The 25,043-nt window shown below is 71.6% G+C and carries 24 protein-coding genes; 11 read left to right on the forward strand and 13 right to left on the reverse strand.

Translation table 11 applies throughout. The annotated features are described in order from the left end of the window. Window positions 1-16: 16 nt before the first annotated feature. The gene (gene trpS, locus ADL34_RS01740) at window positions 17-1,084 is read left to right on the forward strand and encodes a tryptophan--tRNA ligase (RefSeq protein WP_234374922.1); all 1,068 of its coding nucleotides are present in this window, start codon (window positions 17-19) and stop codon (window positions 1,082-1,084) included. Window positions 1,085-1,289: 205 nt separating this feature from the next. After that, complete coding sequence (locus ADL34_RS01745) at window positions 1,290-1,868, forward strand: 2'-5' RNA ligase family protein (RefSeq protein ID WP_062663868.1); 579 nt, start codon at window positions 1,290-1,292, stop codon at window positions 1,866-1,868. A gap of 30 nt (window positions 1,869-1,898) precedes the next feature. Here ADL34_RS01745 and ADL34_RS01750 read toward each other — a convergent pair whose 3' ends face one another. Together ADL34_RS01750 and ADL34_RS01755 are read right to left on the reverse strand one after the other, a co-directional pair. Next, complete coding sequence (locus ADL34_RS01750) at window positions 1,899-2,654, reverse strand: decaprenylphospho-beta-D-erythro-pentofuranosid-2-ulose 2-reductase (RefSeq protein ID WP_062663866.1); 756 nt, start codon at window positions 2,652-2,654, stop codon at window positions 1,899-1,901. 30 nt (window positions 2,655-2,684) lie between these two features. Next, complete coding sequence (locus ADL34_RS01755; protein ID WP_062664385.1) at window positions 2,685-4,040, reverse strand: FAD-binding oxidoreductase; 1,356 nt, start codon at window positions 4,038-4,040, stop codon at window positions 2,685-2,687. A 133-nt stretch (window positions 4,041-4,173) separates the two neighbouring features. Here ADL34_RS01755 and ADL34_RS01760 point away from each other — a divergent pair, with 133 nt between their 5' ends. The 4 genes from ADL34_RS01760 to ADL34_RS01775 are packed head-to-tail and all read left to right on the forward strand — an operon-like array spanning window position 4,174 to window position 7,082. Then, window positions 4,174-4,710: a phosphatase PAP2 family protein gene (locus ADL34_RS01760; protein ID WP_062663864.1), complete on the forward strand. Its 537-nt coding sequence runs from the start codon at window positions 4,174-4,176 to the stop codon at window positions 4,708-4,710. Then, the gene (locus tag ADL34_RS01765; protein WP_062663862.1) at window positions 4,703-5,695 is read left to right on the forward strand and encodes a decaprenyl-phosphate phosphoribosyltransferase; all 993 of its coding nucleotides are present in this window, start codon (window positions 4,703-4,705) and stop codon (window positions 5,693-5,695) included. Before ADL34_RS01760 ends, ADL34_RS01765 begins: the two co-directional genes overlap by 8 nt. Next, a complete protein-coding gene (locus ADL34_RS01770; RefSeq protein ID WP_062663860.1) occupies window positions 5,689-6,123 on the forward strand; it encodes a GtrA family protein in 435 nt (144 codons plus the stop codon). The genes ADL34_RS01765 and ADL34_RS01770 overlap by 7 nt, the downstream gene beginning before the upstream one ends. Then, the gene (locus ADL34_RS01775; RefSeq protein WP_234374923.1) at window positions 6,111-7,082 is read left to right on the forward strand and encodes a YihY/virulence factor BrkB family protein; all 972 of its coding nucleotides are present in this window, start codon (window positions 6,111-6,113) and stop codon (window positions 7,080-7,082) included. Before ADL34_RS01770 ends, ADL34_RS01775 begins: the two co-directional genes overlap by 13 nt. Here ADL34_RS01775 and ADL34_RS01780 read toward each other — a convergent pair. Further along, window positions 7,030-8,298 carry a D-alanyl-D-alanine carboxypeptidase gene (locus ADL34_RS01780; RefSeq protein ID WP_324610548.1) on the reverse strand — a complete coding sequence of 423 codons (1,269 nt, stop codon included), beginning with the start codon at window positions 8,296-8,298 and terminating at the stop codon, window positions 7,030-7,032. The genes ADL34_RS01775 and ADL34_RS01780 overlap by 53 nt on opposite strands. Window positions 8,299-8,389: 91 nt before the next feature. Here ADL34_RS01780 and ADL34_RS01785 point away from each other — a divergent pair, with 91 nt between their 5' ends. The 3 genes from ADL34_RS01785 to ADL34_RS01795 all read left to right on the forward strand — a co-directional run bounded on the left by ADL34_RS01785 (window position 8,390) and on the right by ADL34_RS01795 (window position 11,772). Beyond that, a complete protein-coding gene (locus tag ADL34_RS01785) occupies window positions 8,390-8,629 on the forward strand; it encodes an SCO4848 family membrane protein (RefSeq protein WP_062664383.1) in 240 nt (79 codons plus the stop codon). A gap of 57 nt (window positions 8,630-8,686) precedes the next feature. Continuing rightward, on the forward strand, window positions 8,687-10,018 hold the full coding sequence (locus tag ADL34_RS01790; protein WP_062663855.1) for a metallophosphoesterase: 1,332 nt from the start codon (window positions 8,687-8,689) through the stop codon (window positions 10,016-10,018). 212 nt (window positions 10,019-10,230) lie between these two features. After that, window positions 10,231-11,772: an ABC transporter substrate-binding protein gene (locus ADL34_RS01795; RefSeq protein WP_234374924.1), complete on the forward strand. Its 1,542-nt coding sequence runs from the start codon at window positions 10,231-10,233 to the stop codon at window positions 11,770-11,772. Between the two features lie 25 nt (window positions 11,773-11,797). Here ADL34_RS01795 and ADL34_RS01800 read toward each other — a convergent pair whose 3' ends face one another. Both ADL34_RS01800 and ADL34_RS01805 read right to left on the reverse strand, forming a co-directional pair. After that, complete coding sequence (locus ADL34_RS01800) at window positions 11,798-13,270, reverse strand: sensor histidine kinase (RefSeq protein ID WP_062663851.1); 1,473 nt, start codon at window positions 13,268-13,270, stop codon at window positions 11,798-11,800. Beyond that, window positions 13,267-13,956, reverse strand: coding sequence for a response regulator transcription factor (locus ADL34_RS01805; RefSeq protein ID WP_062663850.1), 690 nt, complete (start codon window positions 13,954-13,956; stop codon window positions 13,267-13,269). Before ADL34_RS01805 ends, ADL34_RS01800 begins: the two co-directional genes overlap by 4 nt. A 164-nt stretch (window positions 13,957-14,120) precedes the next feature. Between ADL34_RS01805 and ADL34_RS01810 the strand changes: the two genes are divergently transcribed. Beyond that, window positions 14,121-16,532, forward strand: coding sequence for an MMPL family transporter (locus ADL34_RS01810; protein WP_062663849.1), 2,412 nt, complete (start codon window positions 14,121-14,123; stop codon window positions 16,530-16,532). Between the two features lie 12 nt (window positions 16,533-16,544). On the opposite strand, the gene ADL34_RS01815 is transcribed toward ADL34_RS01810, so the two are convergent. From ADL34_RS01815 to ADL34_RS01835, 5 genes are all read right to left on the reverse strand, one after another. Beyond that, the gene (locus tag ADL34_RS01815; RefSeq protein ID WP_062663847.1) at window positions 16,545-17,342 is read right to left on the reverse strand and encodes a TetR/AcrR family transcriptional regulator; all 798 of its coding nucleotides are present in this window, start codon (window positions 17,340-17,342) and stop codon (window positions 16,545-16,547) included. A 24-nt stretch (window positions 17,343-17,366) separates the two neighbouring features. Continuing rightward, on the reverse strand, window positions 17,367-18,377 hold the full coding sequence (locus tag ADL34_RS01820) for a trypsin-like serine peptidase (protein WP_234374925.1): 1,011 nt from the start codon (window positions 18,375-18,377) through the stop codon (window positions 17,367-17,369). 178 nt (window positions 18,378-18,555) lie between these two features. Further along, window positions 18,556-19,044 (reverse strand): thiol-disulfide oxidoreductase DCC family protein, encoded by a 489-nt coding sequence (locus ADL34_RS01825; RefSeq protein ID WP_062663845.1) that lies wholly within the window; start codon window positions 19,042-19,044, stop codon window positions 18,556-18,558. A gap of 12 nt (window positions 19,045-19,056) precedes the next feature. After that, window positions 19,057-19,464, reverse strand: coding sequence for a hypothetical protein (locus ADL34_RS01830; RefSeq protein ID WP_062663843.1), 408 nt, complete (start codon window positions 19,462-19,464; stop codon window positions 19,057-19,059). Between the two features lie 118 nt (window positions 19,465-19,582). Beyond that, on the reverse strand, window positions 19,583-19,993 hold the full coding sequence (locus ADL34_RS01835) for a VOC family protein (protein ID WP_062663841.1): 411 nt from the start codon (window positions 19,991-19,993) through the stop codon (window positions 19,583-19,585). Window positions 19,994-20,112: 119 nt separating this feature from the next. Between ADL34_RS01835 and ADL34_RS01840 the strand changes: the two genes are divergently transcribed. Beyond that, window positions 20,113-20,859, forward strand: a complete 747-nt coding sequence (locus ADL34_RS01840) for a hypothetical protein (RefSeq protein WP_062663839.1) — start codon at window positions 20,113-20,115, stop codon at window positions 20,857-20,859. Here the strand turns inward: ADL34_RS01840 and ADL34_RS01845 are convergent. From ADL34_RS01845 to sdhA, 3 genes are all read right to left on the reverse strand, one after another. After that, a complete protein-coding gene (locus ADL34_RS01845) occupies window positions 20,851-21,960 on the reverse strand; it encodes a hypothetical protein (RefSeq protein WP_062663837.1) in 1,110 nt (369 codons plus the stop codon). The two genes, ADL34_RS01840 and ADL34_RS01845, sit on opposite strands and share 9 nt — an antisense overlap. Before the next feature lie 545 nt (window positions 21,961-22,505). Further along, on the reverse strand, window positions 22,506-23,267 hold the full coding sequence (locus ADL34_RS01850; RefSeq protein ID WP_062663835.1) for a succinate dehydrogenase iron-sulfur subunit: 762 nt from the start codon (window positions 23,265-23,267) through the stop codon (window positions 22,506-22,508). Next, window positions 23,267-25,021, reverse strand: coding sequence for a succinate dehydrogenase flavoprotein subunit (sdhA, locus tag ADL34_RS01855; protein ID WP_062663833.1), 1,755 nt, complete (start codon window positions 25,019-25,021; stop codon window positions 23,267-23,269). Before sdhA ends, ADL34_RS01850 begins: the two co-directional genes overlap by 1 nt. Window positions 25,022-25,043: the final 22 nt, after the last annotated feature.

Here is a 25,043-nt window from a genome sequence, read left to right on the forward strand (position 1 = left end):
TGAGAGAATGGTGTGCATGGCCACTGATCGCCCACTCGCCGCCCACGACCACCCTCAGGGGAACGGCTCCGCCGTGCCGGGCAGCCCGCGCGTCCTCTCCGGGATCCAGCCCACCGCCGGTTCGTTCCACCTCGGCAACTACCTCGGCGCCGTACGCCAGTGGGTGGCGCTCCAGGAGACCCACGACGCGTTCTACATGGTCGTCGACCTGCACGCGATCACGGTCCCGCAGGACCCGGCCGAGCTGCGCGCGAACACCCGGCTCGCCGCCGCCCAGCTGCTGGCCGCCGGACTCGACCCGGAGCGCTGCACGCTGTTCGTGCAGAGCCACGTCCCCGAGCACGCCCAGCTCGCCTGGGTGATGAACTGCCTCACCGGCTTCGGCGAGGCCAGCCGCATGACCCAGTTCAAGGACAAGTCCGCCAAGCAGGGAGCGGACCGCGCGTCGGTCGGCCTGTTCACGTACCCGGTGCTCCAGGTCGCGGACATCCTGCTGTACCAGGCCAACGAGGTCCCCGTCGGCGAGGACCAGCGCCAGCACATCGAGCTCACCCGTGACCTCGCCACGCGCTTCAACGGCCGGTTCGGCGACACCTTCACGCTCCCGAAGCCGTACATCCTCAAGGAGACGGCGAAGATCTACGACCTCCAGGACCCGACGATCAAGATGAGCAAGTCGGCGTCCACGCCGAAGGGCCTGATCAACCTCCTGGACGAGCCGAAGGCGACCGCCAAGAAGGTCAAGAGCGCGGTCACCGACACCGACACCGTCATCCGCTACGACGCCGAGAACAAGCCGGGCGTCAGCAACCTGCTCACGATCTACTCGACCCTCACGGGTACGGGAATCGGGGAACTGGAGCAGAAGTACGACGGCAAGGGCTACGGTGCGCTCAAGACGGACCTCGCCGAGGTCATGGTCGAGTTCGTGACGCCCTTCCGGGAGCGCACCCAGCAGTATCTGGACGACCCGGAGACGCTCGACTCGATCCTGGCCAAGGGGGCGGAGAAAGCACGTGCCGTCGCCGCGGAGACGCTCTCCCAGGCGTACGACAGGGTCGGCTTCCTGCCCGCCAAGCACTGACCCCGCCCCACCGGGGGCGGCGGGACGCGGTGGTACGCCGGACGTACCACCGCACAGCGCTGCACATCACTTCGGTTGCGCCTGCCCGCGGCGGGGCCGTGGCCGTACAGTCGATAACGGGTGACGGCAGGTGCCGTCACCCGCGCTCACCCGATGGGCACGAGCTCCGCCCCGGCGGACTCACCGACGAACGACAGGAGACGACGTGGGGACCGTAACGATCGGTGTGTCGATCGCGGTCCCGGAGCCTCACGGCAGCCTGCTCCAGGAGCGGCGCGCGGGCTTCGGCGACGCCGCGGCTCACGGCATCCCCACGCACGTCACCCTGCTGCCGCCGACCGAGGTCGACTCCTCGCTGCTGCCCGCGATCGAGGCGCATCTGGCGGAGGTCGCGGCGAACGGACGCCCCTTCCCGATGCGGCTGTCCGGCACGGGCACCTTCCGGCCGCTGTCGCCGGTGGTCTTCGTCCAGGTCGTCGAGGGCGCCGAGGCCTGCACCTGGCTGCAGAAGCAGGTCCGGGACGCCTCCGGGCCGGTCGCACGCGAGCTGCAGTTCCCGTACCACCCGCATGTGACCGTCGCCCACGGCATCGACGAGGAGTCGATGGACCGCGCCTTCGAGGAGCTGGCCGACTACCGGGCCGAGTGGCCCTGCACCGGCTTCGCCCTGTACGAGCAGGGCGCCGACGGCGTCTGGCGCAGGCTGCGGGACTTCACCTTCGGCGGCCCGGTGGTGCCCCCGCAGGCCGGCCGCGTCGAGCGCGGGTCCATCCCGGCGTCGTAGCCGCCGCCCTCACACGGGCAGCCGCCGCCCTCACACGGGCAGCCGGCGGAAGACCGCGCGGGGGACGTGCCGCAGCGCCGACATCACCACCCGCAGCGCGCCCGGCACCCACACCGTCTCCGAGCGCCGCCGCAGCCCCACCTCGATCGCCGTGGCGACCGCCTCCGGGGTGGTCGCGAACGGCACCTCCTCCCGGTCGGCGGTCATCTTCGAGCGCACGAACCCGGGGCGTACGACCATGACGTGCACGCCGGTGCCGTGCAGCGCGTCGCCGAGACCCTGCGTGAACGCGTCCAGCCCGGCCTTGCTGGAGCCGTAGATGAAGTTGGCGCGGCGCGCCCGCTCGCCGGCGACCGAGGACAGCACGACCAGCGAGCCGTGCCCCTGGGACTGCAGGGCGCAGGCGCTGACCAGGGCGGCGGACACGGCACCCGTGTAGTTGGTCTGGGCGACCCGGACCGCGTTCAGCGGCGCGCGCTCGTCGCGCGCCTGGTCGCCGAGGATGCCGAACGCGAGCAGCACCATGTCGATGTCGCCCTCGGCGAACACCTTGCCGAGCACCGCCTCGTGCGACTCGGGGTCGAGCGCGTCGAAGGCGACCGTGCGCACGTCGGCCCCCAGGGCACGCAGATCGGCGGCGGACCGGTCCAGGGCGGGGGAGGGGCGGCCCGCCAGCCAGACGGTGCGGGTGCGGCGGGCGATCAGCCGGCGAGCGGTGGCCAGCGCGATCTCGGACGTGCCGCCGAGGACGAGCAGGGACTGGGGAATGCCGAAGGCGTCCTTCACGACAGCTCCTTGAGGGGGATGGGGGCGGGGTCAGAGGTCGAGGCGGCGGGCCAGGTCCGAGACCAGGACCCCGCGCGGGTCCAGTCGGGCGCGCAGCGCGCGGAAGTCGTCCAGGCGCGGGTACATCGCGGCGAGCAGTTCGGGCCGCAGCCGGGAGTCCTTGGCGAGGTAGACACGCCCGCCCGCCGCGGCCACGTCCTCGTCCAGCGTGTCCAGGAGGGCGCCGAGGCCCGGCAGTCCGGCCGGGATGTCCAGGGCCAGGGTCCAGCCCGGCTGGGGGAACGAGAGCCAGCCCGGGTCGGCGTCCCCGAACCGCTTGAGGACGGCCAGGAAGGACGGGCAGCGGTGGTCGGACACCCGCCGCACGATCCGGCGCAGGGTGTCCTCCTGGCCGTGCCCGACGGTGAACTGGTACTGCACGAAGCCGCCCCGGCCGTAGATCCGGTTCCAGTGGGGCACCCCGTCCAGCGGGTGGAAGAAGGCGGACAGCCGCTGCAACTGGCCGGTGCGCGCGCGGGGGGCCTTGCGGTACCAGAGCTCGTTGAACCAGCCGACCGTACGGCGGCTCAACAGCCCCTCGGGCAGCACGGCCGGGACGGCGGGCAGCCGGGAGGGCCGGAAGGCGAGCGGGTGCCGACGCGCGCGCGTGCCCTTCGGCAGCGCCTCCAGGGGCGCGTGGTCGCCCCGGGTGAGCACCGCGCGTCCGGTCGCGGCGCCGCGCGCCAGCAGGTCGATCCAGGCGACCGAGTACCGGTACTGGTCGTCGGTGGCCGTCATCCGGGCCATCACGTCGTCCAGGTCGCTCGCCCGTTCGGTGTCGACCGTCATCAGCGACGTCCGCACCGGCTGGAGTTGCAGGGTGGCGGTGAGGATCACACCGGTCAGGCCCATGCCGCCGGTGGTGGCGTCGAACAGGGGGGTGCCGCGCGGGACCGTGCGGATCTCGCCGTCGGCGGTGAGGAGTTCCAGCGACAGGACGTGCCGGGAGAAGGAGCCGGACACATGGTGGTTCTTGCCGTGGATGTCCGCGCCGATCGCGCCGCCGACCGTCACATAGCGGGTCCCGGGGGTGACGGGCACGAACCAGCCGAGCGGCAGCAGGACCTCCATGAGCCGGTGCAGGGAGACGCCCGCGTCGCACGAGACGACCCCGCCCGCCGCGTCGACGGCGTGCACCCGGTCCAGGCCGGTCATGTCGAAGATCGCGCCTCCGGCGTTCTGCGCCGCGTCCCCGTACGCCCGTCCCAGGCCCCGGGGGATGCCGCCGCGCGCCCCGCAGCCGCGGATCGCGGCCGCGGCCTCCTCGTAGGTCCGCGGGCGGATCAGCAGGGAGGTGGTGGGGGCGGTGCGGCCCCATCCCGTGACGGAGACGGTGTCGGCAGGCATGTCGGCGACCGTAGCGCCCACTTGGTCGGCATTACTTCTGAAACCTCCCAGCCCTCCCCGAAATGGGTGATTAATGGGATGTCGCCCAATATTGCCGTAATGACGCCCTCATGGGCGTGAACAGTGGGTCCACATGGACCACCTCGACGCCATCGATCGTCACGGCCTCCGGGGCGCGGACCACCGCATCCTGACCGCCCTGCACGCCCGTGCCCGCGACCCGCGCGTCGCCGGCGCCGCCCGCGCCCTGTCCTGGACGGGCGAACACGGCGCGCTGTGGCTGGCGGCGGGGCTGGCGGGGGCCGCCGTGGACGGCGGGCGGCGCGGCGCCTGGCTGCGCGGCACGGCGCTCACGGCAGGGGCGCACTTCGTCAGCATGGCGGTCAAACGGGTCGTGCGCCGCCCGCGTCCGGCGCACGTCGAGCCGCTCGTGCGTACCGCCGGCCGGCACTCCTTCCCGAGCTCCCACGCCGCCTCCGCCACCGCGGCCGCCGTCGCCTTCGGGGCGCTCGGCGTGCCCGCGATCGCGCCGGTCGCCGCCGCGATGTGCCTGTCCCGCCTCGTCGTCGGCGTGCACTACCCCTCGGACGTGGCCGCGGGCGCGGCCCTCGGCGCGCTCACGGTGCGCCTCGGAGCACGCTGGATGCGTACGGGAGGCGTTCATGCCTGACGCCGGACCCCTGACGAGCACCGCGCGCGCCGGGGAGGCGACGCTCCACGGGCCGCGCAGAGCGGCGCCCCGCACCGCGCCCCCCTCCGGCGGGCGCGGCCCGCGGGGGGTGGCGAAGGGCCTGCTCAGGACCGCGCGTCCCAAGCAGTGGGTCAAGAACGTCCTGGTCGTCGCCGCCCCGGCCGCCGCGGGCCGGCTCTTCTCCGTGCACGCCCTGACCCAGGTGGCGCTCGTCTTCGCGCTCTTCACCGCCTGCGCCGCCGCCGTCTACCTGGTCAACGACGCCCGCGACGCCGAGGCGGACCGCGCCCACCCCACCAAGCGCCGGCGCCCGGTCGCCGCCGGACAGGTCCCCGTCCCCGTCGCGTACGCCGCGGGAGGCGCCCTCGCGGTCCTCGCGCCCGCCCTCGCCGCCTGGCTGGCCTCCCCGGCCGTCGCTGCCCTGCTGGCGGCCTACGTCGGCATGCAACTGGCCTACTGCGTGCGGCTCAAGCACGTCCTCGTGGTCGACCTCGCGGTCGTCACGACCGGATTCCTGATGCGGGCCGTGGCCGGCGGTCTCGCGCTCGGCATCCCGCTCTCGCGCTGGTTCCTCATCACCACCGGGTTCGGCGCGCTGTTCATGGTGGCGGCCAAGCGGTACTCCGAAGCCGTGCAGATGGCCGGGAATGCGGGCGCCACGCGCGCGTTGCTCACCGAGTACACCCCGGGCTACCTGCGTTTCGTCTGGCAGCTGGCGGCCGGAGTGGCCGTGCTCGGGTACTGCCTGTGGGCCATGGAGGAGGGCGGTGTGCCGCACACCAGCGTGCTGCCCTGGCGCCAGCTGTCCATGGTCGCCTTCGTCCTCGCGATCCTGCGGTACGCCGTGTTCGCCGACCGGGGCACCGCGGGCGAGCCCGAGGAGGTGGTGCTGCGCGACCGGGCCCTGGCGGTCATCGGGGTGGTGTGGATGACGATGTACGCGCTGGCGGTGGCCAATTGGTAGGGGGGAGGCCCGCCCGCCGCGAGGTCCTGGGGTTCGCCGCCGCCGGGCTCGCCGCCTACGCCGTCGACCTCGCGCTGTTCACCGCCCTGCGCGGCCCCGGGGGCCTCGGCCCGCTCACCGCCAAGGGCCTGTCCTTCCTCGCCGGCTGCACGGTCGCCTACGCCGGGAACGCCCTCGGCACCTACCGGCACACCCGCCCGCGCGGACCGCGCCCCTACGCCGCCTTCCTCGCCGTGAACGCCGCCGGAGCCGCCGTCCAGCTGCTCTGCCTGGCCGTGAGCCACTACGGGCTCGGGTTCACCTCCCAGCGCGCCGACACCGTCTCGGGGGCGGTCGTCGGCATGGCGCTGGCTACGGTCCTGCGGTTCTGGGGCACACGGACATGGGTGTTCCGTGCGGAGGGGAGAGTCGGATCGTGGACTGGCTGAAGAGACTCCCCGTCGTGGGGCCCTGGGTGGCCCGGCTGATGACCACGCACGCGTGGCGGTCCTACGAGCGCCTGGACCGGGTGAAGTGGACGCGTCTGGCGGCGGCGATGACCTTCGTGAGCTTCGTCGCGCTGTTCCCGCTGCTCACCGTGGCGGCGGCGGTCGCGGCCGCGACGCTCAGCAAGGAGCAGCAGGACAAGCTCCAGGACAAGCTGGCCGACCAGGTCCCCGGCATCTCCGACCAGCTCGACATCAACACCCTCGTGCAGAACGCCGGCACCGTCGGCCTCATCGCCGGCGCCGCCCTGCTGCTCACCGGCATCAGCTGGGTGGGCTCGGTGCGCGAGTGCCTGCGCGCGGTGTGGGAGCTGCCCGACGAGGAGGAGAACCCGCTGCTGCACAAGGCCAAGGACGCCGTCGTCCTGGTCGGTCTGGGCGGCGCGATCCTGGTGACGATCCTCGCGTCCACCGTCGCCTCCGCGGCGGTCGGCTGGACGACCCGTCAGCTCGGCGTGGACGAGGGCGGCTGGGGCGGGGTCCTGCTGCGGGCCGCCGCCTTCCTGGTCGCGGTCCTCGCCGGCTTCCTGGTGCTGCTGTACGTGCTGACCCTGCTGCCGGGCGTCGAACCGCCGCGCCGCCGGCTGCTGGTGGCCGCGCTGATCGGCGCGATCGGCTTCGAACTGCTGAAACTGCTGCTCAGCGGCTACATCCAGGGCGTGGCCACGAAGAGCATGTACGGCGCGTTCGGCGTACCCGTCGCCCTGCTGCTGTGGATCAACTTCACGTCGAAACTGGTGGTGTTCTGCGCGGCCTGGACGGCGACCGGCAGCAAGGAGGCCGAGCTGGGGGACGGGTCCGCGGCACCGGAGACCTCCGGCGGCCCGGACCCGTCCGGCGGATCAGGGGTCAGGAACGGCCCCGGCGGCGCACCAGGTCGGGCAGCGGCCACCGGCGGTTGACCAGGAAGACGCCCGCGCCGAGCAGCGCGAGGACGCCCGCGGCGATGCCGAGCGCGACCCCGACGCCGCCCGACCCGCCGGCCGCGGAGGCGCCCACGGCGGGCTTCGAGGACTTCTCCGCGCCCTTGGCGCCCCCGGCCTCCCCGGCTGTGCCCGCGCCGGCCTGGGCGCTCTTCGGCGCCACCAGCTCACCCACCGGCTGCACCTTGCCGGCCGCCTGGAAGCCCCAGTCGAGCAGCCGCGCGGACTCCTTGTAGACCTCGTTGTGCTCCTGCTTCCCGGGGTTCATCACGGTGACGAGCAGCACCCTGCCGTCGCGCTCGGCGACCCCGGTGAAGGTGTGACCGGCGTTGGTGGTGTAGCCGTTCTTCACCCCGGCGATGCCCGGATAGACCGAGATGTCCGAGTCGCCGCGCAGCAGCCGGTTGGTGTTCTGGATCTCGAAGGACCCGCGCACCGACTTGCCCTTGCTCTTCTTCGTCGCACCCGGGAACTTCGTGGTGACCGTCGAGCAGTACTCCCGGAAGTCCTTCTTCTGCAGCCCGGAACGCGCGAACAGCGTCAGGTCGTACGCCGACGAGACCTGGCCCGGGGCGTCGTAGCCGTCGGGGGAGACCACGTGCGTGTCGAGGGCCTGGAGCTCCTCGGCGTGCTCGTTCATCTCCCGCACGGTCTTCTCGACGCCGCCGTTCATCGCGGACAGCACGTGCACGGCGTCGTTGCCCGAGGCCAGGAAGACACCCAGCCACAGGTCGTGCACCGAGTACGTCTCGTTCTCCTTTATCCCGACCACGCTGGAGCCGGCGCCGACCCCGGCCAGGTCGGACACGGCCACCTTGTGCTCGGTGGTCCTCGGGAAGCGGGGCAGCACGGTGTCGGCGAACAGCATCTTCATGGTGCTCGCCGGTGCCAGCCGCCAGTGCGCGTTGTGCGCGGCGAGCACATCGCCGGACTCGGCGTCGGCGACGATCCAGGAGCGGGCCGACAGGTCCTTCGGCAGGACGGGGGCGCCGCCCGCGAGGTTCACCTGGGTGCCGGGCCGGCCCAGCAGCTCCCCGCCCACCTTCGACATGTCCGCCGGGGGTGTGGCCGACGGGCTCGTACTCGGCGACGGCCGGGGGGCCGCGTGCGCGACGGGCACGGTCAGCGCGAGGGACGACAGGACGGCGGAGGCGACCAGCAGGCCACGCCTGGCGGTCTTCGTAGGTGCGGGCACGAGCGGAAACGTACAGGGCGTTCCCATGGAAGTCCCGTTCCCGCCCCCACCCCGCTCCGCGCACCCGGCGGGGGACGGCGATACTGAGGACATGAAGCTCAGCCGCCCCGTCTCCTGGTTCCTGCTCGCCTTCGGAGTGTGGAGCTGGGTCATCTGGGTCACTTTCGTCAAAAACCTGATCAAGGACAGCAGCGGGCTCGCGTTCGAGGACGGGCAGCCCACGGCGTACTTCTGGGTGCATCTGCTGCTCGCCGTCGTCTCCTTCGTACTGGGGACGGTCGTCGGGGCCATCGGGTTGCGCGGAGTGCGCGCACTGCGCCGGACGTCATAGGAACTCGGCCACCGGTCCGGACGTTCACCGGGCACGTGAGGGAAAGGGAACGCCGGCGTGGTCATCGTCTTCGCGCTCGTCGCACTGCTCGTGGTGGCCGTGCTGGTGACGGGCAACTGGTGGGTGTGGCGCCGCCTCTTCCGCGACACCACCCGCGCTCCCGGGACCGTGCGCCGCGTGGGTGTGGCCGTGATCGCCGGCGGATGGGCACTGACGGTCGGTGCCCTGGTCGCCGAGCGGGCGGGCGCGCCCTTCTGGCTCCAGCAGGTCCTGGCCTGGCCGGGCTTCCTGTGGCTGGCCCTGTCGCTGTACCTGCTGCTGTACCTGCTGGCCGGTGAGCTCGTACGGCCGCTGCTGCGCCGATGGCTCGACCGGCGGGCGGGCGCCGGCGCGTCGTCCCCGGCGCGGCCCGAACCGGACGCCGCCGAGGCCGTCGCCCCGGCCACCGCGGCGGCCGGCCCGCGCGGCCGCCGGGGCGCGTCCCCGGCCACCGGCCGCACAGCCGCGCTCACCGCCGGCCCGCCCCCGGCCGACGGCGACGGCGAGGAGCACCCCCGACCCCGGCCCAGCCGGCGCCTGTTCGTCTCCCGTGTGGTCGCCGGCACCGCCGCGGCGGCCGCCGTCGGCACCGTCGGCTACGGCACCGGCACCGTGCTGCGCGGCCCGAGGGTCAAGCGGGTCACCGTCCCGCTGGCCAAGCTCCCGCGCGCCGCGCACGGTTACCGCATCGCCGTCGTCAGCGACATCCACCTCGGACCGGTCCTGGGCCGCGGCTTCGCGCAGAAGGTCGTCGACACGATCAACGGCACCCAGCCCGACCTCATCGCGGTCGTCGGCGACCTGGTGGACGGCAGCGTCAAGGACCTCGGCCCGGCGGCCGCTCCCCTCGCGCAACTGAGAGCGCGCGACGGCAGCTTCTTCGTCACCGGCAACCACGAGTACTTCTCGGGCGCCGAGCAATGGGTCCGGGAGGTGCGCCGGCTGGGCCTGCGCCCCCTGGAGAACGCCCGCGCGGAGCTGCCCCACTTCGACCTGGCCGGCGTCAACGACGTGGCGGGCGAGGACGAAGGGCAGGGCCCGGACTTCGCCCGCGCCCTCGGCGACCGCGACCGGGCACGCGCGTGCGTGCTCCTCGCCCACCAGCCGGTCCAGATCCACGACGCCGTCGAGCACGGCGTCGACCTCCAGCTCTCCGGGCACACCCACGGCGGCCAGCTCTGGCCGGGCAGCCTCATCGCCGAGCTGGCGAACCCCACAGTGGCCGGACTGGAGCGCTATGGCGACACCCAGCTGTACGTCAGCCGGGGCGCGGGCGCCTGGGGCCCGCCCACGCGCGTGGGCGCGCCTTCCGACATCACCGTGATCGAGTTGGCGTCCCGTCAGGCCTGACCTGCGCGTGCCCCTGAGGTGACCGAATTGTGAAACCTGCTGGAATCGCCCGTAGGTAAGTTCTTTCTCATGTCGCCAGAATCCCCTTCCGTCCGATCAAACCCATGTGATTAGGTGTGCCCGCCACTTAGGGGAGTGGCTGAAAAATAAACAGCTTCATGCGGGGGCCCTGCGGGGCCTGGGGAGAGGGCACACCCATGCGTACGGTTCGCATGCGGATTCTCGCGACGCTGCTCGTGCTGGCAGCCGTGGGAGTGGGTGGCTGGCAGTTGCTGCCGTCACAGCAGAACCAGGAAAGAACCATCACGGTCGGCACGACGGACGCCGTCACCTCGCTCGACCCGGCCGGCGCCTACGACGCCGGCTCGTGGGCGTTGTTCAGCAACGTCTTCCAGTCGCTGATGACCTTCGAGGCCGGCGGCGTCACACCCGTCCCGGACGCCGCCGAGAGCTGCGGCTTCGCAGGCGACGACCTGCGGACGTACCGCTGCGAGCTGCGCGAGGGCATCAGGTTCCCGAGCGGGCGGGCGATGACCGCGGAGGACGTCAAGTTCTCCTTCGACCGGGTCAAGCGGATCAACTCGGACGTCGGCCCGGTCTCCCTGCTGGACACGCTCGGCTCGGTGCGCGCGAGCGGCCGTACCGTCACCTTCCGGCTGTCGTCGCCGGACGCCACGTTCCCGCTCAAGGTCGCCACCGGCGCCGGCGCCATCGTCGACCGGGAGAAGTACCCGGCGGGCGAGCTGCGCACCGGTGACTCCGTCGACGGCACCGGCCCGTACACGCTGTCCGGCTACAGCGAGGGCAAGCAGGCCACGCTCGACCCCAACCCGCGCTACAAGGGTGCCGTCAGCGGCAGTGCCACCCCGGTCGAACTGCGCTACTACTCCGACGCGAACGACCTCGGGGACGCCTGGGCCGACCGGCGGATCGACGCCGCCACGCGCACGCTCCCGCCCCGCGTCCTCGCCGGCCTGAACGCGGCCGACACCGACCAGCGCGTCTCGGAGGCCGACAGCTCCGAGGTCCGCAACCTCTACTTCAACACCCGCGCCTCCTCGCCGCTGCACGACGTGGCGGTGCGCAAGGCCATGGCGTGGCTGGTGGACCGCGAGAAGCTGGCCGCCACCGTCTACAAGGGGACCGTCGACCCCCTGTACTCGCTGATCCCGACCGGGATCACCGGCCACACCACCGCGTTCTTCGACGCCTACCCGAAGCAGAGCACCGCGAAGGCGCGCGCCCTGCTGCAGAACGCCGGGGTCACCCTGCCGGTGCGCTTCACCTACGGGTTCGCCACCGGCCGCGGCTCCGGCGCCGAGGAGGCCGAGGAGATCAAGCAGCAGCTGGAGGCGAGCGGCCTGTTCAAGGTCGACGTCAAGGGCTACGAGTGGACCGACTTCCAGAAGCGCTGGGCGGGCGGCAAGCTCGACGCGTACGCGGTCGGCTGGGTCGCCGACTTCCCCGACCCGGACACCTACGGCGGCCCTCTCGTCGGCACCAAGGGCACCATGAACACCGGCTACAGCGACAAGACGGTCGACCGGCTCATCACCGCCAGCCAGCAGTACGCCGACCGCGCCCAGGCCACCCGGGACTTCCGCGACATGCAGGAGGCCGTCGCCCGGGACGTGCCGGTGATCCCGCTGTGGCAGGCCAAGGAGTACGTCGTCACCACCGAGGACGTCCGCGGCGGGCAGTACCTCTCCGACGGCACCGGCGTGTTCCGGCTGTGGAGCCTCGGCTGGATCTGACGGCGGCCGCACCCGGCCGGCGGTGTCAGGAGACGGGCACCGCCGGCGCCGGCAGCGTCACCGTGACGGCCAGCCCCTCACCGGGCGCCGTCCGCACGGCGACCTCACCGCCGTGCGCGTCCACCACGCCCTGCACGATCGCCATGCCCAGACCGCTGCCCGCGCCCCCGCCGGCCCGGAAGAACCGGTCGAAGACGCGGGCCGCGTCCTCCTCGCACAGCCCCGCCCCCCGGTCGCGCACGCACAGCCGCACCGACCTGTCGTCCCGCTCCAGCTCCAGCCGCACCGGCACGTCGGCGGGCGTGTGCGTGCGGACGTTGCTCAGCAGGTTGCCCAGCACCTGACGCAGCCCCGACTCGTCGGCGTGCACGAGGAGGGACCCCTCGGCGGCGACGGTCAGCGGCCGTTCGGGCTGCTGCACCCGCAGGTCCTCCGCCGCCTCCCGCACCAGCCGGCTCAGGTCCACGTTGCGGAACCGCAGGGCGGGCCGCTGGTCGAGGCGGGCCAGGGTGAGCAGTTCGTCGACGAGCCGGCCCATCCGGTCCACCTCGCCGTTCATCCGGTCCCAGACCCGTTTGCGCTCGGCCTGGTCCGGCAGCATCCCCTTGTCGTACAGCTGGAGATAGCCGTGGATCGCGGACAGCGGGGTGCGCAGTTCGTGCGAGGCGTCGCCGACGAAGCGCCGCAGCTGGGCCGCGCTGCGCTCGCGCGTGCGGTACGCCGACTCCACCTGGTGCAGCATCGAGTTGAGGGCCAGCCGCAGCTGCTCGACCTCCAGGGTGGCGTCGCTGCTCGAGGGGACGCGCCGGGTCAGATCGCCCTCGGCGATGGCCGACGACGTCTCCACCATGTCCTCCAGCGGCCGCAGCCGCCGGCGCACGCTGAACATCGTCAGGCAGCCCAGCAGGGCCAGCAGGGCGGTGCCGACGGCCAGATCCATCTTCAGCGCCTTGCCCATGCCCTCGTGCAGGCCCTCGGTGGGCATGGCGATGAGGACGACGGTGCCGTCCGCCAGCCGGGCTCCCGCCATCCGGTAGCGCTCGCCCTCGACCGTGACGTCCCGCGGCTCCTCGTCGGAGGCCAGCGCCGTCGGATCACCGACGGCCGACGCGAGGGCGTGCTGGCGGGGCGTGGGCCGCAGCGGGCCCAGCGCGACCGGCTCGCCGGCGGGGTCGACGGCGACGTAGACCATGGACGGGACGGGCAGCGGATCGGTGTCGGTGGCGCCGTCCCCGTTGAACCTGTCCAGCGCGATGCCCAGTTCGCTGAGGGACTCGATCTGACGCAGCGTGAACCCGGCCTGGCCGAGGGTGCCGCGCGCGCTCTTCAGCTCGGTGTCCACCTTGTCGAGCAGATAGAACCGCGCGGTCATCAGGCTCACGGCGGTCGCGACGACGATGCCCGCGGCCAGCAGCGCGACGTTCACCAGGGTCAGCTTGCCGCGCAGCGAGCGTATGCCGCGGCGCCGGCACCGCTCCAGCAGGTGCCGGGCCCTCATGCCAGCCCGTATCCGACGCCGCGCCGGGTGGTGATCACCGGCGGCCCCAGGGCGTCCAGCTTGCGCCGCAGATAGCTGATGTACGTCTCTACGACGGTCGACTCCGGCGGGGTGTGCTCGTACTGCCAGACATGGCGCAGGAGTTGGTCCTTGGGCACGATCCGGCCGCCGTTGCGCACCAGGAACCGCAGCAACGCGTACTCGGTCGGGGTCAGTTCCACCGTACGGCCCGCGCGGCGCACCGAGTACGTCGTCTCGTCCAGCTCCAGGTCGCCGTAGCGCAGCGGCGGGCGCTGGGGCAGGACGTCGGCGGGGCGGGTGCGGCGCAGCACCGCCGTGATCCGGGCGACGACCACGTCCACGTCGAACGGCTTGGTGATGTAGTCGTCGCCGAAGCCGAGGGCGCCGACGATCTCCGCCGGGGCGTCGCGGGCGGTGAGGAAGACCAGCGCCAGCTCGGGCCGGGTGCGCCGCAGTTCCCGGCCGAGAGCACGGCCGTCGCCGTCCGGGAGCATGACGTCGAGCAGCGCCACGTCGGGGCAGGTGCGCTCGGCGAGGGCGACCGCGTCGCGCACGGTGCCCGCCGTCATCACCTCGAACCGGTGGTAGCGCAGGGCGATCCCGAGGACGTCCGCGATGCTCTCCTCGTCCTCCACGACCAGCACGGTGCCTGAAGCCGTCGTCATGCCCCCAGTATCGGCGGGCCCGCGCGCGGCGGGGCCGGTTCCGTCTTTGGAGTTCCTTGAGAGTCATGGCCGTCGCCTGCCGCGCGGGCGGGCGCACGGCCGATGCTGTTGCGCAGGACCTGGGGGACCATCCGACCGACTAAGGAGCGTTGAGCGTGGCGGCATTGGCACGGTGGTGCTATCGGCACCGGCTGGTGGTCCTGTTGCTCTGGCTGGGGGCGTTGTTCGGCCTGGGCGCGGCGAGTTCGGGGGCGGGCACGAACTACGCGAACGTCTTCTCCCTCCCGGACACCGACTCGGCGACCGCGTACGACCTGATGGAGAAGGCCTTCCCGGAGCGTGCGGGCGACACCGACACGGTGGTGTGGAAGGTGGACGGGGGATCCGTGCGGGACGCGTCCGTACGCTCCCGCGTCGAGCCCGCCCTGGCGGAGATCGGGCGGATGAAGGGCGTCGGTGAGGTCACCGACCCGTACGCGGAGCAGGGTGCCGGGCAGATCAGCCGGGACGGGCGGATCGCGTACGCGCAGGTCACCTTCACCGAGCAGGCCAACGCCGTCCCCAAGGAACTGATCGAGGACGTCGTGGACACCGCTCAGGCCGCCGAGCGGGACGGCCTGCGGGTCGAGCTCGGCGGACAGGCCATCGCCCGCACCCAGGAGCCCCCGCAGGGCACGGCGGAGGCCGTCGGCATCCTCGCGGCCGCCGTGGTGCTGTTCCTCGCGTTCGGCTCGCTGTTCGCGATGCTGCTGCCGATCGTGGTGGCCGTCGCCGGCGTCGGCACCGGCATGATCGCCACGATGCTGATGAGCCACGTCACCGACGTGCCCGAGGTCGCCCCGCTGCTCGGCTCACTGATCGGGCTCGGCGTCGGCATCGACTACGCCCTGTTCATCGTCACCCGGCACCGGCGCGGCATCCTGCGCGGGATGAAGCCGGAGGAGGCGGCCGTGACCGCCCTCAACACCTCCGGCCGGGCGGTGCTGTTCGCGGGCGGCACGGTGTGCATCGCCCTCGCCGGGATGCTCGTGATGAACATGCGGTTCCTGGACGGCGTGGTCGTCGCGACCTCGCTCACCGTCGTCCTGAGCGTGCTCGCCGCGATCACGCTGCTGCCGGCCCTGCTGGGCCTGCTCGGCATGCGGGTGCTCAGCCGGCGTCAGCGGGCCCGGCTCGCCGCGGCCGGTCCGGAGCCCGCGGAGATTGCCGGGCTCGCGGCTCGCTGGTCGGCGTACGTCCAGCGGCGGCCGCGTCCGGTCGTCGCGATGGCCGTCGTCGTCATGGCGGTCCTCGCGATCCCCGTGCTGTCGCTGCGCCTCGGCGCCACGGACCAGGGCAACCACCAGGAGTCCACGACCACCCGGCAGGCGTACGACCTGCTCGCCGAGGGCTTCGGCCCCGGCTTCAACGGCCCGCTCCAGGTCGTCGTCGAGGGCGATGCGCCCGCGGGCCTGGTCGACGGCATCCGCGGCACCGAGGGCGTCGCGCAGGTCGCGCCCGTCCCGCCCGCCAACGGGGTCACCGTGATCCAGGTGGTGCCGGAGACCTCGCCCCAGTCCGAGGAGACGGACGCCTTGATCGACCGGCTGCGGGACGACGTGATCCCGCAGGCGGGGGCCGACGCCCATGTGGGCGGGGTGACGGCGGTCTTCAAGGACTTCGCGTCGGTGACCGGCGACCGGCTGCCGTACTTCGTGGCCACGATCATCGCGCTCGGCTTCCTGCTCCTGCTGATCGCGTTCCGTTCGCTGGTGGTGCCGCTGACGGCCGCTCTGATGAACCTCATCGCGGCCGCCGCCTCCTTCGGCGTCCTGGTGGCGATCTTCCAGTGGGGCTGGGGCACCGAGCTGATCGGCGTCGGCAAGGAGGGCCCGATCACCTCCTTCCTGCCGGTCATCATGCTGTCCCTGCTGTTCGGCCTGTCCATGGACTACCAGGTGTTCCTGGTGAGCCGGATGCACGAGGAGTGGGTCCACACCAAGGACAACGCGCGCGCGGTGCGCGTCGGCCTCGCGGAGACCAGCCGCGTCATCAACTCGGCGGCGCTCATCATGATCTGCGTGTTCAGCGCGTTCGTGCTGAGCGGCGACATGGAGGGCGCGATGGCCGGCATCGGCCTCGCGGCGGCCGTCGCGCTGGACGCCTTCATCCTGCGGACCGCGCTGGTGCCGGCCGCGATGCACCTGCTCGGCAACGCCAACTGGTGGCTGCCCGGCTGGCTGGACAAGCGGCTCCCGCATCTGGCCGTCGAGCCGGCGGAGGAGCCCGCGCCGGCCGCGCCCGCCCCGGACGGCCCGGCCGCCACCTCGGTCGTGCACGGCTTCGTCCTCACCGCCGACGGCGAGCCCGTCGAGGGCGCGGCGGTGACGCTGCTCAGCAAGGGCGGACGGCAGCTGGACCGGGTGACGTCCCTGGCCGACGGGTCGTACATCGTGTCGGTGCCGGCGCCGGGCACCTATCTGCTGGCGGCGAGCGCACCGGCGTACGGGTCACGCGCCGCGCACGTGGTCGTGGCGGACGGCCCGCTCGTGCACGACGTCGAACTGACCGGGGACGAGGTCGACGCCGTCAACTGACGCGGTGACGGCTCACGGGCGCTCGTCCCGCGCGGGCGCCCCCGGGCCGGTGGACTCCCCGTCCACCGGCCCGCGGGTGCGCTCCTTCGCCGGGTCCGGGATCATCCGGGTCATCCCCGGCAGGAAGTCCGTGAACAGGTCGTGCACCTCGCGCACCAGGGGGCGCAGCACCCGGAAGCGGGCCAGCGCGACCCCGCGCGCGGTGAGCCGGGCCCCGCGCGCGGCGAGGCGGTAGCTGCGCTCGCGGCCCTCGGTCCGGTCGAAGATCCAGTACAGGACGAGTCCCATCTGGGACAGCCACATCAGCTCGGGCAGGATCTCGCGCAGTTCCTCGGGCACCTTCGTCCGGGTCGCGCCCGCCAGCACCTGCCGGTGGACGCTGATGGCCTCCTGGCGCGCGTGCTCCGACTCCGGCGAGAAGGGGCTGAGCGGGCTGTCGGGGTCGGCGGCGTTCTTGAAGAACTGCACCGCGAACTCGTGGTACGGCGTGGCGATGTCCAGCCAGGCCCGCAGCACGCCCGCGAGGCGCGCCTCCAGGTCCGTCTCCCGGGCCAGGATGTCCCGGACCGCCGCCTGGTGCTCGGCGGCGATCCGGTCGTAGAAGCCCTGGATCAGGTGTTCCTTGCCCTCGAAGTAGTAGTACGCGTTGCCGACGGAGACCCCGGCCTCCTGGGCGATCGCCCGCATCGTCGTCTTGTCGTAGCCGCGCTCCTGGAACAGCCGCATGGCCGTCTCCAGGATCAGCGCGCGGGTCTGCTCGGACTTGCTGGGCGTGTCGCCCTGCTCGGGGCGGTCGTTCTTCGAGGGCACGGGAACGAGCCTAACCAGTGCCGGTCAGGAGGACTGCGCCGCCTGGTAGAGGTTCTGCGCGTCGGCCCCGAAGTACGGGCCGTACATGCGGTTGGGCAGGAAGTTGTACTTGAAGCTGTTCACCGAGGACTGCAGTCCGGTGCCGGTGGCCTCGTCGAACCGGGTGAACCAGGGGCCGCCGCTCGCGCCGCCGGTCATGTCGCAGCCCATCCCGTGGTCGTTCGAGAGCAGGAAGTCCCGGCTGGTCGTGCCGGAGCAGTAGACGAACTTCTCGCCGTCGTAGGGGGCGGCGGCCGGGAAGCCGAAGGAGTACATGCGCTGGTTGTAGCCGGTGTTGAAGGCGAGGCCCTGCCCGCCGACGACGTCCGTGAGCCGCTGCCCGTCCAGAGGCGCCACGACCGCCGCGCCGACGTCGTAGTTGATGTCCTCGCTCGCCGTCCACTGCGGTGTGGACAGCGTCTTCGCCGCCGTCCAGCGGCCGTGCGGGGCCTGTCCGTCGTGGTAGCCGGGTACGAAGACCCAGTCGGTGTGCCAGGCGCCCTCCAGCTTCACGCAGTGGCCGGCCGTGATGACGGTGCTCTTGTTGGCACTGGTGACGGCGTTGCCGGAGCAGGACGCCGTACGGCCCTGGTAGGTGAAGAAGACGCGGCCCGCCGTGGAGACGACGGCGCCGCCGCCGGTCCACGCGCCGCCGCCGTTGGGGAAGGCGGCCGGTCCGACGTCCGCGGCTCCGGCGGCCGGGGCGGTGGGCGCGACGGTGGCCGGGCGGCCCGCGCGCGGTGCGGCGTCGACGGCCGGCGCACCGGCGTCGAGGAGGTCGAGCGGGAGCGCCGAACGCATCCGCTCCGGCGTCCAGAAGGCGCGGGCCTGCTGCTGTGCCGCGTCCGGGACGGCGTGGACGCGGGCGGGGGAGCCGGGCCGCGGGGCGGCGGCCGCGGGGGTGGCGAGGGTGCCGGCGGTGAACAGTGCGGTGGCGCCCACGAGGACGCCGAGGGCGTGCCGGGGTATGCGGAACGTACGGTGTGTGCCTCTCACGCGTACTCCTTCTGCGATGGGGGGTCCGGGCGGCCCGTCGGGCCGCCCGGCTGCGACAGTCGGTGCGAATGCGGAGTGCAGAACCGGTGGCAGCGTGCCAACCCCAGCCGCGTTTTGGAAGGGTGCATGCCAAACCGGTTCCGGTTCCGGGCCGTGCGCGCCCCCTCGTGTCCCCGGTTCACGAGGGGGCCGCGCACTCCCCGTCGGCACACCCCGCAGGGTGGTACGTCCAGCCCGCCCTCCGGTCGTACACCCATCCCTCGCCCTGCCGCCGCGCCCGCCCCCGGCCCTGCGCCCCGCGCCACGCGGCGGCCGCGAGCACGGCCCCCCGGGCGAGCCGCGCCCCGTTGGGGGTGCTCAGGCGGTGGGCGAGCGGCCGGTGCCTGCGCAGCGCCCACAGGGTGACGATCCAGGCGGCGGCGCCCCGGTAGACCTGCCCGGCGTCGCCGACGACGGTGATCTCGTCGAGCGTGGCCCGGTGGTCGAGGCCGGGGAAGCGCCGGCGGGCCTCGGCTGACCCGGCCGGCACCGTCTCCAGCGGCACCCACTTCGGCTGCCGTACGAGCCAGTCGCGGACGAAGGTACACAGGGAGCACTCGGGGTCGTACAGGACGGTCAGTGCGCGGACCGGCGTCCCGGTGGCCCGGGCGGGCGTCTCGGCATGCATGCCCGGTCCTTCTCAGGCCTCGGCCGACGGGGCGACCCAGCCCTGCGGCGCGACCGGCGGCAGCTGCTCGCGCTCCATCACGCCCCGCCGCCGGATCTTGTTGAGGACGTAGACGTTGGCGAGGTGCATCACGCCGAGCACGAGCAGGACCACGCCGAGCTTGGTCGACAGGGCCTCGAAGATGCCGCGGGTGTCGACGACGGTGTCGTCGTCGCTCAGATACAGCGCGACGAAGCCGAGGTTGACGAGGTAGAAGCCGACCACCAGCAGGTGGTTCACGGCGTCCGCGAGCTTCTCGTTGCCGTGCAGGACGTCGGCGAGGAAGATCCGCCCGTTGCGGCTGAGCGTACGGGCCACCCAGATGGTGAGCCCGATGCTGACGGCCAGGTAGATGACATAGGCGATGACGGTACGGTCCATGGCCCTCCCCCTTCTGAACGTGTTCAAATCTCTGACGTGGATGACAGTAGACCTGTGTTTGAACACGTTCAACTCGGCGGCGTGAGGCGTGCGTCACGCCGTCAGGAGGGCCCCGGCGTCAGGGCCTTCGGCTCAGCTCCGGACGCTTGGTGTAGTCCGTGAAGCCCAGGACGTTCCCCCAGGGGTCGGCGATCTCCACGGTCCAGCCGGTGGCCGTCGAGAAGGGCTCGTCCAGCGGCGCCGTCCCCGCGTCCCGCAGCAGACGTGCCGCCGCCCGCGCGTCCGGCACCTCCAGCCACACGCGCGCGGACGGCCACGGCGGTGTGCGGTGCCCGAAGCCCTCCTCGTGGCGCAGCAGGATGCCCGGTGTCTCGCCCCCCACCTTCAGCAGCGCGATCCCGGCCTCGTCGAGCCGGAACCCGACGGTGAACCCGGCCCGTTCGTAGAACCCGACGGCCTCGGCGAGGTCGCCGACCGGCAGCAGCACGTTGTCGAACCCGAGCAGCTCGTAGGACTCGTCATCTGACATGGCATCAGATTAAGTGCCCACCGTCGAGGACAGCCCAGGGCCCGACCGCCGGGTCACCCGTTGAGATGAGGTCGGCTACTCTGCCCACCGGATCACGGTAGGGGGGAGTCATGAGCCGAGTGCGTATCGCGTTCGGGCTGCTGATCGTGATCGTAGGGACCGCATGGCTGCTGGGCGGCCCGGAGGCGGTCCGCTCCGGCGGGCGGTGGGCGCTCGCCGCGTTGCCGTACGCGTTCCTCGGCGTAGGGCTGCTCCTTCTGCTTCGCGCAGCGGTGCCACGGGGGCTGCTGGCCGCACCCGTCGTCTTCATCCTTGGGGGCGGACTGTGGGTGGCTCACGACCTCGGGTATCTGGGCGGCGGCGCGGCCGAGAAGGCGTGGCCGGGGCTCGTCGTCCTCCTCGGTGCGGTGATCGCCCTGGGTGGCGTGCCGGCCCGGAGCTCAGACGGAAACGACGGCCCATTACGTCATTACCGCAGTGTCATAGTGCCGGTGCGACCTGAACTCGGCCACTCGCCGGACCCGGTGCGGCGGATCACGGTGACCTCCTACCTTGGGGACATCCGCCTGCGCCTCGCGGATGTGACGTTTGGCCCCGATACCCGGGTCGGTGGAGACGGGCGGCCTGCGGAAGTGCTCGAACTCGACGTCACCCTTCTGTTCGGAAGCGTCATTGTCGAACTCGACCACCACTGCGCCGTGGTGAAGGGCAACGTGGCCAACGCGCTGGCCGTCCACTTCGCCGATGAGGTACGCGTCTACGCCACGACGGACATCTACGCCGTCGAGGCTCGCTCGGAGTTGCCGCGCAGAATACAGCTGAACGTCATCGGCGTCGGCGGCATGCTGGCGATCCGCTCACGCTGAGGCGTCGCCGTCGCCCGGGGGCGGGATCAAGGGTTGACCGGGTGGTGGAGGGGATCCCTCTGGATGGGAGAACCGCTTGTCCCGCAGTTCGGCGTCGTCTTGAAGGGTGTGTGACTCGGCCTTGCTCAGATATCTGGTCAAGGACTGGTTCAGCTCGAACTCCTCAGCGGCGGTCCGGGGCAGTGCGTAGCGCATGGCCGCGGCGAGATCGAAGCGGTGCACGTCGAAGACGGTGCTGAACACCGTGCCTGCGTATGCGGCGGTGATCAGCGCGCCTCGATAGGCGAGGACCGACAAGCCGATCGCGGCGAGAGGGACCAAGGACCAGAGATCCAGCCGGCCGAGCAGCGGCAGGGTGATCGCCGACAGCAGTCCGAAGGAGACGCTCAACGAGACGGTGGTGGTGAGGAGCTCCAGATTGCGGGCCATGGCCTCGGCAAGCCGCTCGGAGACGTAAGGGTAGATGCGCGGGTAGGCGACCATCGAGTCCAGCCCGTACCGGTCCCCCGCCAGGCGTTCGCCCCGGCGCAGCACGTTGCCCAGCCGAGTGGGCATCAGTTCTGAGCGGTGAATGCGCTGCTCGGCAGCGGAAGTCGTCTTGTCGTCCGGATATCCGTCGACGATCCGTTCGTCGCGTGTGAGTGCTCGTTCCCGGCGTCGCATACGACGTTCTTGGTCGCTCAGCGATCGGAGCGTCGACACGCCATGCTGGAACTCCAACGGCTTCCACTCGACGAGCTGAATCCGGGCAGCCGCATTGTCCCTGCGCCGACGGTGCAACTCCACAGCGGCTCCGCGCAGCCGGGCGAGCGGGGACGGCGCGTCCCAGTACCCCTCCACCTGTTGCACCAGGACACGCTCGAACGGGCGCAGCAGGATGCCGCCGACCAGTGCGGCGAGGGCGAAGCCCAGGACAGCGCCCGTGCCGGCCTCGTCCGGCAACACGTCACCGAGGTCGACCGGACGATCCAGATCGTAGGCGTGAGCGAGGGCGAGAACCGTCGTCACCGTCACCAGCAGCGCTCCGGGCAGCACGTTCAGCAGGCCGAACCGAGCGCCTCCCATGGCTTTCGCGCCGGCTTTGATCAGGTCCCCGAACATGGCACCTCACTTCTGCGGCCGTGCCAGCAGCGTCATCGGTCTGGGCGGGCGGTGCTTGTCGCAAACCGGGCTGCCCTCCTCAAGTCGGCGGACGGGAGCACCCAGGCATGTGAGGCAGGCATAGATGAACAGCCCTGCCGACGTGACCGGCCGTGGAACGTCCCTGCCGACGACGACGGCCAGAGTGGCATGTCCTCCAGGACACTCCCTGGACTCCGAATACCGGGAACGGAACACTCTGGCCGTGCACCGTTCGTCCTGGCACACATGGTGATAGGAACTGGCCCGGCCTCTGCCGGGCAGCCCTTGTTCGGGGAAGCTCAGCTGGAACGCCTGCCACACCCCCCACACCGCAGACCACAGCTTCAGTTGTCCGACGCGCCCGATCCGTCTGCCCGGCACCCCGCCTCCCCCAGCCCAACCGTGACCCGAGTATGACGTGCCGTCCCTGTTCGGGCCAGGAGTTGTCGGGGCTGGCTTTGGAGCACACGCCGAAGGGCCCGCCTCCACGGAAGCGGGCCCTCTGGGACGTGCGGAAGACAGCGTCAGTAGCGGCGCGTGATCAGGGCTCGCTTGACCTCCGCGATCGCCTTCGTGACCTCGATGCCGCGCGGGCAGGCGTCCGTGCAGTTGAAGGTCGTGCGGCAGCGCCAGACGCCGTCCTTGTCGTTCAGGATCTCCAGGCGCTGCTCGCCGGCCTCGTCACGCGAGTCGAAGATGAAACGGTGCGCGTTGACGATGGCCGCCGGGCCGAAGTACTGGCCGTCGTTCCAGAAGACGGGGCACGAGGACGTGCAGGCGGCGCAGAGGATGCACTTCGTCGTGTCGTCGAAGCGCTCGCGGTCCTCGGCCGACTGCAGACGCTCGCGCGTGGGCTCGTTCGTGTCCTTCGTGATGAGGAAGGGCATGACGTCCCGGTACGCCTGGAAGAACGGCTCCATGTCGACCACGAGGTCCTTCAGGACCGTGAGGCCCTTGATGGGCTCGACCGTGATCGGCTTCTCGGGGTTGATGTCCTTGATCAGCGTCTTGCAGGCGAGGCGGTTCTTGCCGTTGATCCGCATCGCGTCCGAGCCGCAGATGCCGTGGGCGCACGAGCGGCGGAACGTCAGCGTGCCGTCCAGCTCCCACTTGATCTTGTGGAGGCCGTCGAGGACGCGCTCCTTGGGGTCGATCTCCAGCTGGAAGTCCTCCCACACCGCCTCGGCCGCGATCTCCGGGTTGAAACGGCGGACCCGGAACGTGACCGTGATGTAGGGGGAGGTGTCGGACTGTGCCTCGGCCTTGTCCAGAACGGGGGTTGCCATCAGTACTTACGCTCCATCGGCTGGTAGCGGGTCTGGACGACCGGCTTGTAGTCGAGACGAATGGACTCCGTGCCGTCGTCGCCCACCTCGCGGTACGCCATGGTGTGGCGCATGAAGTTGACGTCGTCGCGGTTCGGGTAGTCCTCGCGGTAGTGACCGCCGCGGGACTCCTTGCGGGCCAGTGCGGAGACCGCCATGACCTCGGCCAGGTCGAGCAGGTTGCCCAGCTCGATGGCCTCCAGCAGGTCCGTGTTGAACCGCTTGCCCTTGTCCTGGATCGAGACGTTCTTGTAGCGCTCGCGCAGCTCCGCGATCTTCTCGACCGCCGTCTTGATGGTCTGCTCCGTGCGGAACACCATGACGTTGGCGTCCATGGTCTCCTGGAGCTCCTTGCGCAGGGTCGCCACGCGCTCGGTGCCCGTGGAGGTGCGCAGCCGCTCGACCTGCTCGAGCACCAGCTCGGCGGGGTTCTCCGGCAGCTCGACGAAGTCGGCCTTCTGGGAGTAGTCGGCGGCGGCGATGCCCGCCCGCTTGCCGAACACGTTGATGTCCAGCAGCGAGTTGGTGCCGAGGCGGTTCGCGCCGTGCACGGACACGCAGGCCACCTCGCCGGCCGCGTACAGGCCCGGGACGACGGTGGTGTTGTCCGCCAGGACCTCACCCTCGACGTTGGTGGGGATGCCGCCCATGGCGTAGTGCGCGGTCGGCTGGATCGGGATCGGGTCCGTGTAGGGCTCGATACCGAGGTAGGTGCGCGCGAACTCCGTGATGTCCGGGAGCTTGGCGTCCAGCTGCTCCGGCGGGAGGTGCGTGAGGTCCAGGTAGACGTGGTCGCCCTCGGGACCGCATCCGCGGCCCTCGCGGATCTCCGTGTAGATGGAGCGCGAGACGACGTCACGCGAGGCGAGGTCCTTCATGACCGGCGCGTACTTCTCCATGAAGCGCTCGCCGTCCTTGTTGCGGAGGATGCCGCCCTCACCGCGGGCGCCCTCCGTCAGCAGGATGCCCATGCGCCAGATGCCGGTCGGGTGGAACTGGAAGAACTCCATGTCCTCCAGCGGGATCCCGCGCCGGTAGCAGGCGGCCTGACCGTCGCCGGTCAGGGTGTGCGCGTTGGACGTCACCTTGAAGAACTTGCCGGTGCCGCCGGAGGCGTAGATGACCGACTTGGCCTGGAAGACGTGGATCTCACCGGTCGCCAGCTCGTACGCCACGACACCGGCGGACTTCTTGACGCCGTCGACCTCGGTGATCAGCTGGTCGAGGACGTAGAACTCGTTGTAGAACTCCACGCCCTCCTTGACGCAGTTCTGGTACAGCGTCTGGAGGATCATGTGGCCGGTGCGGTCCGCGGCGTAGCAGGACCGGCGCACCGGGGCCTCGCCGTGGTTGCGCGAGTGACCGCCGAAGCGGCGCTGGTCGATGGTGCCGTTCGGCGTGCGGTTGAACGGCAGGCCCATCTTCTCCAGGTCGAGGACGGAGTCGATGGCCTCCTTCGCCAGGATCTCGGCGGCGTCCTGGTCGACCAGGTAGTCACCGCCCTTGACGGTGTCGAAGGTGTGCCACTCCCAGTTGTCCTCCTCCACGTTGGCCAGCGCGGCGGCCATGCCGCCCTGCGCGGCGCCCGTGTGGGAGCGGGTGGGGTACAGCTTGGTCAGCACGGCGGTGCGGCTGCGCTTCGTCGACTCGATGGCCGCGCGCATTCCCGCGCCACCGGCGCCGACGATGACGGTGTCGTACTTGTGGATCTTCATGGTCGGTTACCTCAGCCCCGTG

This window comes from Streptomyces sp. NRRL WC-3605 (assembly GCF_001509795.1).
Taxonomy (GTDB): Bacteria; Actinomycetota; Actinomycetes; order Streptomycetales; family Streptomycetaceae; genus Streptomyces; species Streptomyces viridochromogenes.

Coding starts and splice junctions, on each gene's coding strand:
- trpS (WP_234374922.1), top strand. CDS start 17: ATGGCCACTGATCGCCCACTCGCCGCCCACGACCACCCTCAGGGGAAC.
- ADL34_RS01755 (WP_062664385.1), bottom strand. CDS start 4,040: ATGCCTGCCGACACCGTCTCCGTCACGGGATGGGGCCGCACCGCCCCC.
- ADL34_RS01760 (WP_062663864.1), top strand. CDS start 4,174: ATGGACCACCTCGACGCCATCGATCGTCACGGCCTCCGGGGCGCGGAC.
- ADL34_RS01765 (WP_062663862.1), top strand. CDS start 4,703: ATGCCTGACGCCGGACCCCTGACGAGCACCGCGCGCGCCGGGGAGGCG.
- ADL34_RS01785 (WP_062664383.1), top strand. CDS start 8,390: ATGAAGCTCAGCCGCCCCGTCTCCTGGTTCCTGCTCGCCTTCGGAGTG.
- ADL34_RS01795 (WP_234374924.1), top strand. CDS start 10,231: ATGCGGATTCTCGCGACGCTGCTCGTGCTGGCAGCCGTGGGAGTGGGT.
- ADL34_RS01800 (WP_062663851.1), bottom strand. CDS start 13,270: ATGAGGGCCCGGCACCTGCTGGAGCGGTGCCGGCGCCGCGGCATACGC.
- ADL34_RS01805 (WP_062663850.1), bottom strand. CDS start 13,956: ATGACGACGGCTTCAGGCACCGTGCTGGTCGTGGAGGACGAGGAGAGC.
- ADL34_RS01825 (WP_062663845.1), bottom strand. CDS start 19,044: ATGCATGCCGAGACGCCCGCCCGGGCCACCGGGACGCCGGTCCGCGCA.
- ADL34_RS01830 (WP_062663843.1), bottom strand. CDS start 19,464: ATGGACCGTACCGTCATCGCCTATGTCATCTACCTGGCCGTCAGCATC.
- ADL34_RS01835 (WP_062663841.1), bottom strand. CDS start 19,993: ATGTCAGATGACGAGTCCTACGAGCTGCTCGGGTTCGACAACGTGCTG.
- ADL34_RS01845 (WP_062663837.1), bottom strand. CDS start 21,960: ATGTTCGGGGACCTGATCAAAGCCGGCGCGAAAGCCATGGGAGGCGCT.
- ADL34_RS01850 (WP_062663835.1), bottom strand. CDS start 23,267: ATGGCAACCCCCGTTCTGGACAAGGCCGAGGCACAGTCCGACACCTCC.
- sdhA (WP_062663833.1), bottom strand. CDS start 25,021: ATGAAGATCCACAAGTACGACACCGTCATCGTCGGCGCCGGTGGCGCG.